General features: G+C 61.1%; 17 protein-coding genes. 8 read left to right on the plus strand and 9 right to left on the minus strand.

Annotated features, from left to right (window positions below):
- Positions 1–6 precede the first annotated feature (6 nt).
- Both AC1DWU_RS22285 and AC1DWU_RS22290 read left to right on the plus strand, forming a co-directional pair.
- The gene (locus AC1DWU_RS22285; RefSeq protein WP_477152214.1) at positions 7–465 is read left to right on the plus strand and encodes a hypothetical protein; all 459 of its coding nucleotides are present in this window, start codon (positions 7–9) and stop codon (positions 463–465) included.
- A 2-nt stretch (positions 466–467) separates the two neighbouring features.
- Positions 468–962 carry a hypothetical protein gene (locus AC1DWU_RS22290; RefSeq protein WP_477152215.1) on the plus strand — a complete coding sequence of 165 codons (495 nt, stop codon included), beginning with the start codon at positions 468–470 and terminating at the stop codon, positions 960–962.
- Here the strand turns inward: AC1DWU_RS22290 and AC1DWU_RS22295 are convergent.
- The 4 genes from AC1DWU_RS22295 to AC1DWU_RS22310 all read right to left on the minus strand — a co-directional run bounded on the left by AC1DWU_RS22295 (position 959) and on the right by AC1DWU_RS22310 (position 4692).
- Positions 959–1588, minus strand: coding sequence for a hypothetical protein (locus AC1DWU_RS22295; RefSeq protein ID WP_477152216.1), 630 nt, complete (start codon positions 1586–1588; stop codon positions 959–961). The genes AC1DWU_RS22290 and AC1DWU_RS22295 overlap by 4 nt on opposite strands.
- Positions 1589–2615: 1027 nt before the next feature.
- Positions 2616–2867, minus strand: a complete 252-nt coding sequence (locus AC1DWU_RS22300) for a hypothetical protein (RefSeq protein WP_477152217.1) — start codon at positions 2865–2867, stop codon at positions 2616–2618.
- A 233-nt stretch (positions 2868–3100) separates the two neighbouring features.
- Entirely contained in the window at positions 3101–3982 is an 882-nt protein-coding gene (locus tag AC1DWU_RS22305; RefSeq protein ID WP_477152218.1) for an NYN domain-containing protein, read from the minus strand.
- Entirely contained in the window at positions 3982–4692 is a 711-nt protein-coding gene (locus AC1DWU_RS22310; RefSeq protein WP_477152219.1) for a hypothetical protein, read from the minus strand. Before AC1DWU_RS22310 ends, AC1DWU_RS22305 begins: the two co-directional genes overlap by 1 nt.
- 431 nt (positions 4693–5123) lie before the next feature.
- Here AC1DWU_RS22310 and AC1DWU_RS22315 point away from each other — a divergent pair, with 431 nt between their 5' ends.
- Entirely contained in the window at positions 5124–5564 is a 441-nt protein-coding gene (locus AC1DWU_RS22315) for a hypothetical protein (RefSeq protein WP_477152220.1), read from the plus strand.
- 204 nt (positions 5565–5768) lie between these two features.
- On the plus strand, positions 5769–9074 hold the full coding sequence (locus AC1DWU_RS22320) for an error-prone DNA polymerase (protein WP_477152221.1): 3306 nt from the start codon (positions 5769–5771) through the stop codon (positions 9072–9074).
- A gap of 651 nt (positions 9075–9725) precedes the next feature.
- Here the strand turns inward: AC1DWU_RS22320 and AC1DWU_RS22325 are convergent.
- From AC1DWU_RS22325 to AC1DWU_RS22335, 3 genes are all read right to left on the minus strand, one after another.
- A complete protein-coding gene (locus AC1DWU_RS22325) occupies positions 9726–10172 on the minus strand; it encodes a hypothetical protein (RefSeq protein WP_477152222.1) in 447 nt (148 codons plus the stop codon).
- Positions 10173–10210: 38 nt separating this feature from the next.
- Complete coding sequence (locus AC1DWU_RS22330) at positions 10211–10468, minus strand: hypothetical protein (protein WP_477152223.1); 258 nt, start codon at positions 10466–10468, stop codon at positions 10211–10213.
- 160 nt (positions 10469–10628) lie between these two features.
- The gene (locus AC1DWU_RS22335) at positions 10629–10955 is read right to left on the minus strand and encodes a hypothetical protein (RefSeq protein ID WP_477152224.1); all 327 of its coding nucleotides are present in this window, start codon (positions 10953–10955) and stop codon (positions 10629–10631) included.
- A 119-nt stretch (positions 10956–11074) separates the two neighbouring features.
- Here AC1DWU_RS22335 and AC1DWU_RS22340 point away from each other — a divergent pair, with 119 nt between their 5' ends.
- Positions 11075–11566 carry a hypothetical protein gene (locus tag AC1DWU_RS22340; RefSeq protein ID WP_477152225.1) on the plus strand — a complete coding sequence of 164 codons (492 nt, stop codon included), beginning with the start codon at positions 11075–11077 and terminating at the stop codon, positions 11564–11566.
- A 344-nt stretch (positions 11567–11910) separates the two neighbouring features.
- The gene (locus AC1DWU_RS22345) at positions 11911–12360 is read left to right on the plus strand and encodes a hypothetical protein (RefSeq protein WP_477152226.1); all 450 of its coding nucleotides are present in this window, start codon (positions 11911–11913) and stop codon (positions 12358–12360) included.
- A gap of 40 nt (positions 12361–12400) precedes the next feature.
- Here the strand turns inward: AC1DWU_RS22345 and AC1DWU_RS22350 are convergent, their stop codons facing one another.
- Positions 12401–12994, minus strand: coding sequence for a hypothetical protein (locus AC1DWU_RS22350; RefSeq protein WP_477152227.1), 594 nt, complete (start codon positions 12992–12994; stop codon positions 12401–12403).
- 483 nt (positions 12995–13477) lie between these two features.
- Between AC1DWU_RS22350 and AC1DWU_RS22355 the strand changes: the two genes are divergently transcribed.
- Positions 13478–13624 carry a hypothetical protein gene (locus tag AC1DWU_RS22355; RefSeq protein ID WP_477152228.1) on the plus strand — a complete coding sequence of 49 codons (147 nt, stop codon included), beginning with the start codon at positions 13478–13480 and terminating at the stop codon, positions 13622–13624.
- A 48-nt stretch (positions 13625–13672) separates the two neighbouring features.
- On the opposite strand, the gene AC1DWU_RS22360 is transcribed toward AC1DWU_RS22355, so the two are convergent.
- Complete coding sequence (locus AC1DWU_RS22360) at positions 13673–14389, minus strand: SOS response-associated peptidase family protein (RefSeq protein ID WP_477152229.1); 717 nt, start codon at positions 14387–14389, stop codon at positions 13673–13675.
- A 195-nt stretch (positions 14390–14584) separates the two neighbouring features.
- Here AC1DWU_RS22360 and AC1DWU_RS22365 point away from each other — a divergent pair, with 195 nt between their 5' ends.
- The gene (locus AC1DWU_RS22365) at positions 14585–15088 is read left to right on the plus strand and encodes a hypothetical protein (protein WP_477152230.1); all 504 of its coding nucleotides are present in this window, start codon (positions 14585–14587) and stop codon (positions 15086–15088) included.
- Positions 15089–15205: the final 117 nt, after the last annotated feature.

Consider the following 15205-nt stretch of genomic DNA (forward strand, 5'->3'; position numbering starts at 1 on the left):
CCGCACATGATTCCGCTCTACGTCCTCATAGCTTTCGTCTATCAGGGTGCGGAACTACGTGACACCGTGGTGGTAGAGAACCTTTCACTGTCCAGCTGCCTCAACATGATCCAGAGAACTTCCGCTCAGAACGAGCTGGTAGGGCTTACATTGATGGGTGCCCGATGCATGCCGGCGAACGATGCGGGCGAAGCTGAATGGACGGCTCGCGCCAAGGCGATCGGCGAGATCCTCAAGGGCGAACCGAAATGGCATTTTTCACCCCAACGGCAGCGCGACTGCCTGCACACCCCGGTGCGCACTTCGGCTCGTTCACCGGTTCGGCGACGCCACCACTACCTGCCACATCGCCGGATCCAGGAAGGTGAGAGCGCTCACTCCACCGGTGGCGTCGCGAGCCACATCGGTGGCCTCGAGGTCAGCGATCACGACGGTGTGGTCATGTCGCTAAGCGTCAGGGGCTGAGGATGCCGAGGCAAAGGCATGATAACGACTATTACCTGAAGAAGCTGAGAGACAAGCACAAGGGCCTCTACGCCGACATCCTGGCAGGCAAGCTCTCAGTGCCTGAAGCCCGGAAGCTCGCCGGCCTGGGGGGCACCCGCACGCGCCTCCACGAGCTTAAGAACGCTTGGACCAAGGCGACCCCACAGGAGCGGGCCGATTTCCTTCGGTGGGCGAGTCTGGCTTCCCCGCCAGCGCCACCCCCCGCTGGCCTTGCATTGGTGCCGGCAAGTGGCGCGGCGTTCGATGCTGACGGCACGATGCTGAGTTGGGCCCGCCGGCGCGTCAAAGAGGTCCTGGATCGACGAAAGCTCGCGCCTAGAGACCTAGCAGACGAGCTTGGCATTAGACGCCTTGATCAGTCTGTTATGACAGCCGTGACGCGGGGAACCCGGATAAGATCCCCCGTCGTCGTCTCTGCTGTCGAGGCGTGGTTGCTCAAGAACGCGTCGGTCTAGGCCCGGCAATACCGGACACGCTGACGACGGCGCTGCTCCCAGTGCACCCGGCAAAGCCGGTTGAGGCTAGCCGGGATGTAGGTTACCCGGTTGTGGTCAATGACCCGCTTGGTGCGCGTCGCAGCCTTCTTCGGGTAGTAGGCCCAGCCACGCGGCCCGCCGGCGTCCATATTGAACTGCTTGATCTGCACCTGGCGTGAACCGCTCCTTCCGGGAATGAAGCCGGCGGCTTCCCGGAGGATCTTCTTCACCAGCTTGCGGTCGAGTTCGCCCAGAAGGATCGCGCCGTGCAGGTGCAGCTCGTTGCGTTCGTCCGGCGTCACCTCCAGAGAGTAAGCAAGGTAGGGCACCCGGAGGCCGGCATCCCTGAAAGCACGCTGGATCCGACGGCTCATAACGCGAGCCGGGTCCTTAGCTCCACATACCGACGTGTGAGCGTCAGGGTGCAGCCGGAGAGTGAACACCAGGCCTCCCTGCTGCTGGATGCCGGAGTAGGCCTCGGCGAGCTTTTCGAACGGCTCAGCGCGGCTCCATTCAGGCATCCTGCGGACGTGAGTCCGGCGCGTCGTCACCATGCCAATAGAGGGGAGGTAATCGGTCGTATAGGCGATAACAGGGGTATGCATAGGGGTAGGTATCCTTCACTGGACAAGCTGTGGTTCAAGGGTAGCGCGAGCCGCAAGAACGCTGGGCTTTCCGGTGAATCTTCCGATGCCGGGCCGGACCAGTTTTGTTGGAGAACAGGTAGGCGTTCGCCTCTCACTGCTCGCAACTCCGATATAGCTGGCGAGGAAAAGGGCAGCAGAAAATGATAGATTAATCTACCGCGCGGACCATGACGCGACCACCTGCTATCGCGGCATTGGGGGGTAAATGGGTGCCGTGAGATCGTCTGGAGGCGAGGGCACACGCTTTAAGGACTGCATGACGGCGATCAGCTGTCGGCCTGTCGATCGTCGAAGGGAGCCCACTTTGTCCCCGGGGGCGAGCAATCCCGCCTCGTGTTCTAGAGGTGGGAGGCTACCAGGTGCCTGTTCGTGCCCTGACGAAGAGGCTGCACGGCATACTGCCTCCTCCCTCGTATCTCGAACCTATCGCCAACTATGCGCCCTCGGCTCAGATACGCCTTCGCGAAGACTCTTGGTGCTTTGTAGGTGGCTCATGCCCTTGCGCCGTCTGGTGCCTTAGGGGAGCTCTGGCTCGATAGCTATTTCTGCCTTGCTGGCCTGAGCTCTCCTCTCCCTGGACTAGCGCGACTGGTGAGGCGTTCGTCTATTTCCGGGTGCTTCTGGTTGAGGGACCAGACAGTTGACCCTCACTGTGCTTCGGCGAGCGGCTCCGCGGATGAGCCGCATGTTGCATCGAGGGTCAAAAAGTCGAAATCGGGTATTTTAGGTAAAGAAGTGCCTCAGTTTGGTTACACACCTTCGTATTTCGCTACGGAGCTGCGTTGCACTGGAGGTGCCACCGACAGTCATTTCCGGGTCGAACTTGGACGTTTTGGCCTGCACGTGAGGCACTATGTAACGCGAGTGCGTATTTCGATTACGGAACTGCGTTACATTGGATGCGTCACCGTTAGTCATTTCCAAGTCGAACTGGGGCGTATGGCGAGAGCTTCACCGGGGTCTCGGGTGTATAGGCCCGGTGTAGTCACTCATCCTCCGGTGGCAGGATGCCCTGTTCGCGCAGGCTCGCCGCCTCGGCCGCTTCTGCCTCTTCCGAGGTCCAGATGCAGACCATCTTGGAGTTGACCGGCGGATCGGTCTTGTAGTGCTCCATCATCATCGAGACGGTGTGCAGGCAGTCGAAATAGGACGGCGCCGGGATGGTGTAGCCGCCCGTGGGCTCGCCGTCGCCGCCCAAAAGGGTAATGACCAGCAGAGCGGGCGCTATGGGGCTCACTGGACGCTCCGCTGCGCTGGCGAGGCGATGAGGCTGAGCAAGGCGAAAGGCAGGAACTTCATGGGGGAAACCTCTGGTTCATCGATTCCTCTTTTGTCGCCTGAATGTCGGCGATCGCCTGATCCGCGTCCACACCCCCTGCCTGCAGTAATGCAGGCCCGATGAGAGAGGAGGATTGGGCCGCGGTTGCTGGTGGACACCCGATCGTTCCCCATCGTCTCCCTGTAGATCTTCTAGGACTTCGATGTCTCCGCTGACAGAGAGCCATTCCTAACCCCTAGGGCGACGCGTGCGCGTGGAGCACCTGTCGAACGATCGACCTCGATGCTGTCGATCGCGGTGCACAGCTCGGTGAGCGTGCGACGAGAATAGAGTCGAGGGTCGAACGAAGGCATAGACCTCTTGAGTTCCTCCCCAAGCTCCGTGAACCCCACCCACCCGCGAGCGCCTCCTAAACGCACCAGTGCGAGCAGAAGTCGGTCCTCTGCATCTCGAGGCGGACGAGACCCAAAGCCAGGAGCGACGTGTGCCGTGCTCGAGATCGCGAGCTCGCTCACCTCGCTGAAGGTGAGGAACGTGGTGCAGCTCTGACGGAGTGCGACTGCAGAATCCGAGGATCCGATGCCGTGCACCGAAGCGCCCGCCCTCCGCAGACGATGAGCCAGTGCCGCAAAGTCGGAGTCCGAGCTCGCGAGCACGTAGTCGTCGATATCGCACGTGTGGAGCAGGTCCATCGCTTTCACAATAAGCGCGGTATCAGCGGCGTTCTTTCCCAAGCTGGTCCTGTAGTGCTGAAACCCGGTCATCCCGTGCTCCCGCATCTGAGCGGCCCAGCCCGTGCTCGTTGTGCTCGAGAAGTTGGCGAAGACATCGACGACCTCCACCCGTCCCAGACCCGAAGCGTAGTGCACCAGCGCTCCAGTAATGCGCGGAGGAACGTTGTCTCCATCGATGAGCATGGCGCAGCGGCGCACGCGGGATGCGTCGCTGAGCCAGTTCCCGGCGAGCGCGCGCCAGGACGCCAGCCATTCCCAAAAGCCCGCGAATGCAACGCGAGTGTTGGAAAGCCCCTCTGGCCGTCCGCGCAGCTCATCATCCGCCGCCGTCGTGGGCATCACTCACCCGCGTCCGGAAATGTTCCTACCCAGTCAACCACAGCGTCCGTGACGACCAACTCCCTGCCAGCAAGCCGCTGGCGAAGGAGAACGAGCACCTCAAGCTCGTCTTCGGTGACCTTGAACTCCTCGAGCGCCTCCAGCATCGGGAGAAGCGTCTTCCCAAGCCGCCAGTCCTTGACTGCCAGCTTGAACAGCTGGGCGCGGTCGCAGTTGATCGCACGGGCGAGGGGAAAGAGGCGGTTGAGAGGCAGGGCAACTTCGCCGGCGAGAACTGCCTGCAACGTTCCGGGCTTGGTGAAGCCCGCTGCGTGCGAGATTTCCTCGATCGCCTTCGGCGGAGTCAGTTCGGCAATCCGGGCAGTCAGGTATGCGGCGCAGGCGAAGGAGGTTACGTCGTTCATTTCGATGCTCTCAAAGCGTTTTCTGATGTCTAAGATATAGCGACCCGAAGCGCGGGAACGCGTGCAGGCTTCCTGTTGCGGACCGCGCCCGTAGCACTCGCGTCTCAGCCGCCGACGCTCGCGCAGGCGCCGACGAGCCTCCGCGCCGGTCACTCCGGGCGGCACGTCTTCAAGGTCAAGCAGCACGTCTTGAGCGACGTCCTCCATAAGGGCAGAGATGAAGACGCCGACCCTAGCCGCGGCGCTCTTTAGCCGAAGATGTGTTTCCGTCGATTCAAGATAAAGGTGAGGCGGTCTCTTTGTCATCGTGCTTCTCCTGCAATATCAATCGATATTTCCGATTGTCTGGCGTAGCAATTCAAGCTCCAATTGCGCACTGAGAGCTATCCATCGATCTGGCTTTTTGCCTCGGAATCGACTACGATCTACAAACCAAAAAAGTAAGTAGGTATTTACTTACCACGAACCGCACTTGGCGGTGGAATTGACAATCTAGTTGGCCTTCTTCGATCCGCGTGCATCGATCAGCCGCGGGTGGGTGCACCGCTCGGGGAGGGTTGCCGGGAGTGACCTGCCAAGGTGCCGCCGACGACTGAGGTCTAGCTCGCCGCCCTGATCGAGCGCCCCTGATTAGCGCGCGCGAACAATAGTTCCGACCTCGCAGCGCCTTCGTCGCCTCTCCGGCTATAACGTAAAAATGTCGGCCAAGATCGTGCCAGACCACCTAAGGATTCCTGATGCTGAACGCCCTGACCAACAGTTCCACGGCAATACCAGCGGCCGTCCCCGACGACCCGCTGTTGGTCGAGAAGCTGACGAAGCACGCCAACCGTCGCGAGGTCGACGAGGCAGTGACACTAATGCTCAAGCTGCTCTCGGAGGATGCGGAGGCGGCAGCTACTCTGCTGCCCGGGTTCAAGATCGTGAGGGCGCCGATGACGCCTGCGATGCGGGCCGCGATGTCGCTCCCTAAAGCGAATGAACAGCGCCGGGCGGAAAACCAGGAACGCGACGTGAAGGTCCGGCAGGCGATCGGGGATCAGCGTGCGTCCAACCCTGCAATAACCGACTATGAGCTGGCCGCGGCACTGAACCGGGCGGGCCTGCACACCTACAACAAGCTCCCCTACACCGCCACGCGGGTGCGGACGCTGCTTAACAAGATGAAGCGCGAATGAACTGACTACGCATCGGGCCGGCGACGGAGGGCATAACTCGCGGAAGGTCGCCGGGCGCAGGTTGGGCCACCTTGGGAGCGACGGTGCGCTCCTCAGTGGCCGCCCGGCGGCTAGTCGTCCGACAGTCCTGCGACACAACCCCTAGCGGCTTGCGTTCTTGTTTCGTTCTTGTTTTGCTAGATGGCTCTTTTTTGAGGGTCCATCATGGGCTACGTCGAGCTCTTCGCCGCCAGCAATTTTAGCTTCCTCAGCGGAGCATCACATCCTGCCGAACTCGTTCACCGGGCCGCGGTGCTTGGTCTTGGTGGTATCGGCATCTGCGACCGCAACTCCTTCGCCGGCGTGGTGCGCGGTCACATCGCCGCTCGCGATGTCTGGAAGCTCGATGCTTCGTTCCGATACCTCGTCGGGGTGCGGCTTTCGTTCACCGATGGCACGCCCGACGTCATCGCATACCCGAGCGACCGCTCCGCCTACGGTCGTCTCTGTGCGCTGCTGACGACCGGCAACCGCAGGGCGCCAAAGGGCGAGTGTCACCTGGTCATCGACGATCTGGAGACGTTCGCCGAGGGCCAGCTACTCATTGTGCCCGCCACCTTCTCGGGAGCCGGCGAGCAGGCACTCCGGCGTCTGGCAGGGATGGCACCAGGACGCGTCTGGCTGGCGGGCAGGTGCGAGTTCAAGGGTAGCGACGCGGCCAACCTGGCTCGAACCGCGGACATGGCCGAAAGACATGGCGTCCCCATGATCGCCGTCAACGATGTGCTCTTCCACCACTGCGAGCGGAAGATTCTCCAAGATGTCCTCACTTGCATCCGCGAACACGTCACCATCGCCAACGCTGGCCGGCGCCTGCAGCAAAATGCGGAACGTTACATCAAGCCGGAGCAGGAGATGCAGCGGCTGTTCCAACGCTACCCCGCGGCGATCGAGGAAACGGAGCGATTCGCCAGCTTGATCCACTTCTCGCTCGACGAGCTGAAATACAACTACCCCGAAGAGACCATCGGCAACGGGGAGACCGCGCAGCAGACGCTGGAACGGTTGTCCTGGGCAGGTGCGGCGAGACGCTATCCTGATGGTGTGCCCGACCGTGTCCGCCTCGGCCTGGAGCACGAACTGCAGCTCATCGACCAGATGAATTATGCGAGCTACTTCCTCACCGTCCACGACCTGGTGCGGTTCGCGCGAGAGGAGCGTGGCATCCTATGCCAAGGACGCGGATCGGCAGCTAACTCCGTCGTTTGCTTCTGCCTAGGCGTCACCGAGGTGGACCCGATGCTGGTGGACCTGCTGTTCGAACGCTTCGTCTCGACCGAGCGCGACGAGCCACCCGACATCGACGTCGATTTCGAGCACGAGCGACGCGAGGAGGTGATGCAATACCTCTACCAGAAGTATGGGCGTCATCGGTGCGCACTGACGGCCACAGTCACCACCTACCGCGCCAAGGGCGCCATCCGGGAGGTGTCAAAGGTCTTCGGTCTCTCCGATGACGTGATCCTGCGGCTCAACGGCATGAGCTGGGGCTGGAACGACACCGGCATCACCGATCAGCGCCTGCGGGAGAACGGCTTCGATCCGGGCGATGTCACGCTACAGCATGTGCTCACCGTCGTTGGAGAGTTGATGGGCTTCCCCAGACACTTAGGGCAGCACGTCGGCGGCTTCGTCATTACCCGTGACCGGCTCGACAACCTCATCCCGGTGATGAACGCGGCGATGGCCGACCGAACCACAGTGGAATGGGACAAGGATGATCTCGACGCGCTTGGCATCCTGAAGGTCGATGTCCTGGCGCTTGGCATGCTGAGCTGCATCCGCCGCACCTTCGAGCTGCTCCACACCCACTACGGTCAAGACCTCACCCTGTCGTCCGTGCCGTCCGAAGATCCCCGCACCTACGCGATGATCCAGCGCGCCGACACGATCGGCGTATTCCAGATTGAGAGCCGGGCGCAGATGTCGATGCTGCCGCGGCTGAAGCCGGCCAAGTTCTACGACCTCGTCATCGAGGTCGCGATCGTCCGGCCGGGACCGATCCAAGGCGGCATGGTGCACCCATACCTGAAGCGCCGGCTCGGACTGGAACCGGTGAGCTACCCGTCGGCGGAACTCGAGGCGGTGCTGAAAAAGACCTACGGCGTGCCGCTGTTCCAGGAACAGGCGATGAAGATTGCCATCGTGGGCGCTGGGTTCTCACCCGGCGCGGCGGACCAGCTCCGTCGCTCGATGGCGACGTTCAAGCGCACAGGTGGCGTCGGCAAGTTCAAGGCGGACTTCATTGGAGGCATGCTGAAGAACGGCTACCAACAGCACTTTGCCGAGGCATGTTTCAAGCAGATCGAGGGGTTCGGCAGCTATGGCTTCCCCGAGAGCCATGCGGCTTCGTTCGCGCTGCTGGTCTACGTCTCATGCTGGCTGAAGTGCCACTACCCAGACGCCTTCGCCTGCGCGCTCCTCAACAGCCAGCCGATGGGGTTCTACGCACCATCGCAGATCGTTCGCGATGCGGGGGAGCACGGCGTCGAGGTCCGGAATGTCGATGTGAACCGATCTGACCTGGTCTCGGTCCTGGAGCCCGGCACGGATGGCACCGACCGCGTCTGGCGCCAACATGCCGACATGCGGAACGACATCCGCTCGACCAACGCCATCCGGCTTGGCCTGGGCTTCGTCAAAGGGCTTAGTGACGACGACGCCAACCTGATCGTTGCCCGGCGTGGCCGTGGCTACGACAGCGTGCGCGACCTCTGGCTTCGCACCGAACTGCCACCGGCCACTCTTCAGAAGCTAGCTGATGCTGACGCCTTCCAGTCCATCGGCCTCAATCGGCGCGATGCTCAATGGGCGGTTCTTGGACTCCAAGGTGGCGACGGTGCAGAGAACCTGCCGCTCTTCGTGGCCGCCGGCCGGCCTAGTCACCGCAATGAACCGGACGCAAACCTGCCGCCCATGCCGCCCGGCGAGCAGGTGATCCACGATTATAGGACCCTCAGCCTGTCACTGAAGGCGCACCCCGTCAGCTTCTTGCGCCAGAGCCTGACATCGAAGGGGATCGTCCCGGCCGGGTCACTGCGCGACATTCCCGCCGGTCGCGTTGTCACCACCGCCGGCGTCGTGCTCGTGAGGCAGCGGCCAGGCACAGCCAGTGGCGTCATATTCGCTAGCCTCGAGGATGAGACCGGTCTCGCCAACATTATCGTCTGGCCCAAGGTATTCGAGGCAAACCGCGCGGTGGTCCTAGGGTCGCGGCTGATGGCTGTGAAGGGTGAGGTGCAGAAGGAGGGCCTGGTAGTCCACGTGATCGCACGCCAGGTCTTCGACATGACGCCAATGCTGCTCGACCTCGCGAGCGGGCTGGATATCGGCGAGGGCATGATCGCGAATGCTGATGAGGGGAAGACGGGGCCCCATGGCAGCGCGCGCGGCTCTGATAAGCAGCACGAGCTCGAGGCTGAGCGGAAGCGCATACGCGACGCGCTGCCGTCGGGCCGCAACTTCCATTGAGATGCAGCCATGCCCACCTTTGAGGTTCGCACGCTGCGGCAGTTCCTGGAGAGCGACCAGGTCATCGACTGCGACTGCTCAAACTACTGGGTCTGCTCCCACAGCGGGCCGCTTCGGATCGAACTAGCAGTCCAGCGGCTAGGGTGGGATTTCGACTTCTACGAGCGACGAGCTGAGTTGGCGGCACACGTCTACTGCTCGGTCTGTGGCAAGCTCCATCCAACGTTTCGACTGGGAGGGAAGACACGGCCCGCAGCCTACACTGGCACCCACGGTGCCGGGGCTGTGGTGCGCAGCGTGCTGGCGGCTCCAGACCGTAAGCCAGACTGGGTGGAGCCCAGTGACTGGCGAGCAGGGGGTGCCAGCACCAGACGGTTTGGTCCTCGACGATAGGCCGGCAGCGCCGCCGTCACACCCGCGACCTTCGCCAGCCGGCGGCGCGCGCCTCTTCTTCGGAGCAGAACCAGCGCTCGCCGCTGTAATTGGGTTTGTTCGGCACGCTCCTGACTAAGCTTGGCCCAAAGACCTTGGTCAATAGACCACTCACCCTTCGGGCATGTTTGTCCCGCCCCCAGACCCTTGGCTTCGGGCGTGTCCCCCCCCGCACCCCATCGCTATTTGTGGGGCATCTGCTGGCGCGAACGTGGGGGCTCACTCGTCTCCTAGAGTATGGCGGGCCCGGCTCACCCTGAACGCCGCGCCACTTCCGGGCTCGAGGTAGTAGTAGATGTCCGTGTCCGGGTTGTCTTTGGCGTGGGCCTCCCAGGAAATGCGAGCCTCTATCTCTGCAACTCCCACCGCATGAGTAGGGAAGCCAAAGGCGCTGAAAACGACTGTCTCCCAATAGACGTCGTCCAATTGGCGTGAGGCATATAGTGACCAGTCCTCATAGGGACCAAAGCCCCATTCGCATTGGAGGAAATCGCCGTAGTGCTCAAGCTTCGCCACGTGAGCCTTGCTCAGCAAGACCGAGGGAAAGCCGCTATCCTCAAGGCGTTGTGCCAACTCATGGTTCCGCACTATCGGGCAGGATTGAGCCGAGGTGGTCAGCAGGATGACGACCAAGGCGGCGATGCATGACGACGCCAACTGTTTCAATACAGACCTCACGTGCGTTCCTCGGCCAAGGTGTATTGCTAGAGGTGGGTGGCTGTCACGCTGGCCATACTCCCCCACACCTGCACCACCCATGGGGCTTGCTGAAAAACGCCGCATCGGCGCAATGTCTCCGAAACCAGGGCGGCTCGGGCGTGCATAGGGTCACAATTCACCAGTTCAGGCTTGATAGCGATGGCAATGCGATCCACGAGCCCACTGGCACGCGCGTTGAGTTCTTTGATCGTTTCGGCCATCCGATAGCCCGGCCCCTCAGAACGTTTGATCGACACGGTCACCTGTCCACCACCTTCTCCGAGCCGGATGCGAGCGGGTTTGTTCGCGAGGAGATCGAGGCGATGGCGTTTCGGTTCTTGCGGAAGCTCCGCGCTAATCCCCCATCCCCCTAACTACGGGCGTGCCCCCCGCACCCATCCCTATGCGCGGGGGTAATCGGTCTTAGCGACTTAGGATGTTCGTGTAGCGGAGCATCTGGCCGCCCCGGACGACGCCCAAGCCCTCGTGACCCGCCAGAACGCCCATCTTGCGGCTACCGCAGAGCCATAATTCATCGCCTGGCTCGCTGCCCTCCATCAACTCGACAATCATGCGGTCAAGGCCAGCGACAAGCTTGTCCCGCCCGGCCCAAGGGCCACCTTTGTCGATGAAGTGGTAGATGGCCTGATCGCGATCCATTGGCTGGCGCGGGATGGTCTCGTTCCAATGAGCGTAGTCTTCCGTAGGCAATATGGGAAACCTCCAGCGGTGATGCAGTATGGCATGCATCGGCCCTAACTCCGACCCCACCACCCTCGCTACGGGCGTGCCCCGCGCCCCATCACTGTTTGTGGGTCCGCAAGTCTCGGTGCTATGTAGCTGGCTGGGTAATGGCTTGGAGTGAATAGGTGAAACCAATCTACGGCGTCCTACTCACTGCTGCTTGGTCTCTCTGCTGGGTAGAGCCTGGCATCGCTGGCTTTCTCGGCACTGAATGGGGCATGAGCCGAGCCGGGGTAATGGCTGCCACCAATGGCTTGGCGCAAGAATACCACGACCGCCGTAATGTCCCGATGAAGGATCAACTCGCTGTCGTGATCGCCCTGACGCAAGGGATCCAAATGACAGCGTTCTATCGCTTCTACTCGGAAGGGACGCTGGCTGGTATCAAACTCCTGCCGAACGATATGACCCAGTGCTCCAGCATCAGGCAGATGCTCGGAAATTCCTATGGCGCTGCGCGCACATTGACAAAGGACGACAATGGGTCGTTCGAGCAGTGGTTCGACGTTCCCGAGTTAAACATCGTCACCTTCGTTCAGGTTCAGCAAGGCTGTGACCTTGACTACAAGCCCCTGCACCCTGTTGCCGCGAAGGCTTTCCTGGACGAACAGAAGTAACCTCCACAAGGTAAGAAAGTAGACCGTCGGCTCTTGGAGTGGGCACCGCAGCTCCGCTCCCGGCCGCCCCACCTAAACTCGCGCCTAAGGCGGAAGTGCATGCTGACGCACCCCCACGCCCTAACCTCGGGCGTGCCCCCAACACCCCGTCACTATGTGGGGGCGGTCTTGCCCTGCCGTTGCCCCGTGGCTACTGCTGGGCAAGGTGTTCGGAGAAAGCCGCTGATGCATCCGGCGTTGAAAACCCTAGTCGCGGTAGCGATCTTCGCTGTGCCCCTGCCGTTCAAGCCACTTCTTGGGATAAGCTTGATACGCCTTGGCTTGATCTCTGGACACGGTGCCGGGTGGCGATCGAAGAAGGTCAGCCGTTTAACCACGACGGCCTGGAGCCGCTTGGGACGCGTCGAGGGGACTACGGCCGTGTGGGGCAGGTATGGCGCGATGCCAACTCGATCTTCGAGGTCTGGGAGGGCCAATGGGAGCGAGGTGGTCGAAACTGCGACGTGCTTATTGTAGAGGGTTTGTGGCCGGATGATCCGAACCAGCTGATCACCCTCATCGGGACGTTCGAAGAGGAACGACTAAGCTTGATCGCGGCGGGGACACATCAATGGTATCCACTTGACAGAGTTGCAGACTTTGGCGGAGCGGTGACACCGCATCGACGAAGCGTCAACGGGTGCCCCATCATTTCGACCTTGTTTGTGTCCGTCCGACGCGAGCGCTACTTCAGCGGTGGCACCGGTGAACAAGTGGTCGATCCCTGCTCCGCCACCTATCCGGCCCGGGACTGACCTAGCCTACCCACCCCCACGCCCGCACTGTATTTTGGGGTCACAAGTCTGGGATAGGGCTGGGCTGGAGAAATAGGCCAGCTGAGATGCGATAGTATGCCGACGCCCCCTGATTGGTCACCGAAAGTTTCTCTGCACGGAGCACCGATTGATCCAGCCAAGTCAAAATGCTTGTTGCCCCAAAGGTTACTGGGTCAGTGGTCCGAGAAATCGCGACCCTTAGAATGCGCAAATCACCAGGGAGTTCTCGCGGATTGTGAAGTTTGACCGCATGCGGGTTGTCCGGGTCGTCAGTGATCGCGATCACTGGCCAACGTTCTGGCGGTAGTGAGCATTCATCAAGGAAAGCGCTATCGACCTGCCTCAAAAAACCTGCAGCGTCGTCCAAATCGTTTGTATCCGGCGGAGACACCTCACACGCGTCGGATACGATATTCGCTAAAGGTGCACCGCCCGGCGCACGAGAATTCAGCGGAAAGAAGTATCGTCCGTCCGCCGCCTCTCCACGGACCGTCTCACCACGCCAAATATCCTGAATGCCGATGTGGTTAGGCACGGAACTAGGCAGGTAGGAGACCTCGATAACGCCCGAGGTCGCCTTCTGTGTGCCACCTGTCTCGTAGTCGATCGCCAAACGATATCTGAGTTCTAGCGGCTCATAAGAACTTCCGCATCCAGCCAACACGGCAATTGCAGCCAGAAGCGCCAATGCTCGAACATGTAACATTGCTTCCTCGGCAGAATGGTTGGACGGGTTCTTATTCGATGGCGACCAAATCCTTACGGTGCGTCACTTGGGTTGGGCATGATTTTGGGCAAAGTGATTAAGAGGCGGTAGGCCCCCACGCCCGCACTATGGGCGTGCCCCCACACCCCACCACTATCTGTGGGTATCGCGACACCGCTCGTTCCGGCGTGCTAGAGCGGGTAGTCGGGGGATTTATGAGTGCAGCCACAGGCATACCATCTCGAACCAGCCTTCATATGGCTCCCATGGGGCGTTTTGGGCTGTTTTGCAGTTGGAATAATCCTCTTTGGGTGGAGCATCCTCCGCCTCATAAACCTCTATCCCCCCGATTTTTCGTCAAGGACGATTGATCAACAGAAGAAGGTCGGCATGGCTCTGTTAGGTCGCGTGATCGGCGGTGATCCGGCGTTGCGCGTGGAGCGCAATCTCCTCTTCTGGGGCTTCGGCCTCTGCTTTGTCCCCATGGTGTGCATGTTTTTGGTGCTCCGTTTTGCGTTGACGCCGGTCAGCACCTAGCTCTGGGTGCCGGACCGCGCGATGCAGACGATCTCGGGCCGAAACGGTCTAGAGCAGAGACGTCTGAGTTGGCGGCGCTGGCGGAAGACGCAGGGGATCTGGTCCGGTTTCGCCAATGACCGGCGCAAACCTCAGCGGCAACGTAGCGATGACCTCGAGGACACCATCAGGCAGCGGCCGCTGCAGTGACCGTGCTTCGCTCCAGGGCGCCCGGAGCCAAACGTCCCATTCCTCCGGCGTCCGCAGTATGACCGGCATCGCCTTCTGGTGGATCGGCGCCACAACGTCGTTCGGCTCGGTCGTGAAGAACGCAAAGACCTGGTGATCCAACGGCCCCTCGTCCTTCCGCCGGGTGCCATGCCAGCTCGTCCCTAGGCCGCCGAAGAAGCTCAATGGCATTGAGGGGTCCAGAGCGAACCAGGCGTTACCGGAGGTTCCGTCCGACAACTTGGTGGGCTCGGCGAAGCTGTCAAAAGGGACCAGGCGGCGGTTCTCGACGCCCAGGTAACCTTTCCAGTCGTCGTAGAAGGGGTGACGAATGTTGGTCGTTCCCTTGTTGACCTTTTCGGTGACGGGATCCTTCAACGAAGGAAGGCCCCACCGCGCCAGCGAAATGATGCGTCTCTCTCCGACCTGTCGCACAATGGGTGCATTGTAGTCCGGGTAGACTGACAGAGACGGGAGGTTGCGCATGGCGTTTTCCCACTCCATGCGGAGACGCATCATGGCGTCCGTAGTCGTCGTGATATTGTATTGGTTGCACATGCGGTGACGTTAGAGATCGGGTGCGTCGCGTCAATCTCGGCGTGTTCACATCACCGCAACGAGCAATTGCTCTGAGAGCTGGTTTACTACGCTGGTAAGACGGTGCTTCAACTGGGTTCCTTAACGAGCTATTAAGGGGCCTGGGGGTGCAAGCAGCATTGAACAGTGCGCGACGCCCCCGCTTTGGGGGAGATTATGCTTGGTCGTCCACTAATCGCGTTGGCTTTGTCGGCTACGCTACTAAGCGGCTGCGCTGCCAGTCAAAAGGCGTTTTATGCGGACACGCAAAGTGTAAAGAACACGCAACTCTGCCGCACTGCGTTTGACGCCTTTCAAAAGGAAGGCAACTCGCAATACGTCCAGGACCTAGTTGCTGAAGCAAGGCAACGCGGACTTGATGACGAGCAATGCCGCGGGTTGGTGAACACCGAAAACACGGTCTTGGTGGCGGCTCTTGTCGGGGCCACGGTTGCCGGCGTGGCAATTGCTTGCAGAAAGGGCTGTGCAGCGCCATCCGGCGGCGGAGCTTATCGTCCGAACTATGCCGGCTATACAGATGTTGACTGTTTGGGCGGCACCGGCGACGGCCCGCAGTTCACGGAGCGGTATGGTCCGTTTCCCATCAATCCCTACAACGACCCCTACGATCTAGACCGGGATGGTGACGGCATGGCCTGTGAGCTGGGCGAGGGTGCATAGTGGTGCGCTTAGAGCAGCCGTCCAACTCTCTCGATGAGGTGCTTGGGAACAGCGCGCAAGTGGTCGTGCCCGACATCGAGGCGCAGAACTGGATTGAGGGGCTGCGGGCGCGGCCCA

This window comes from Devosia sp. P2_G7, from assembly GCF_056403495.1.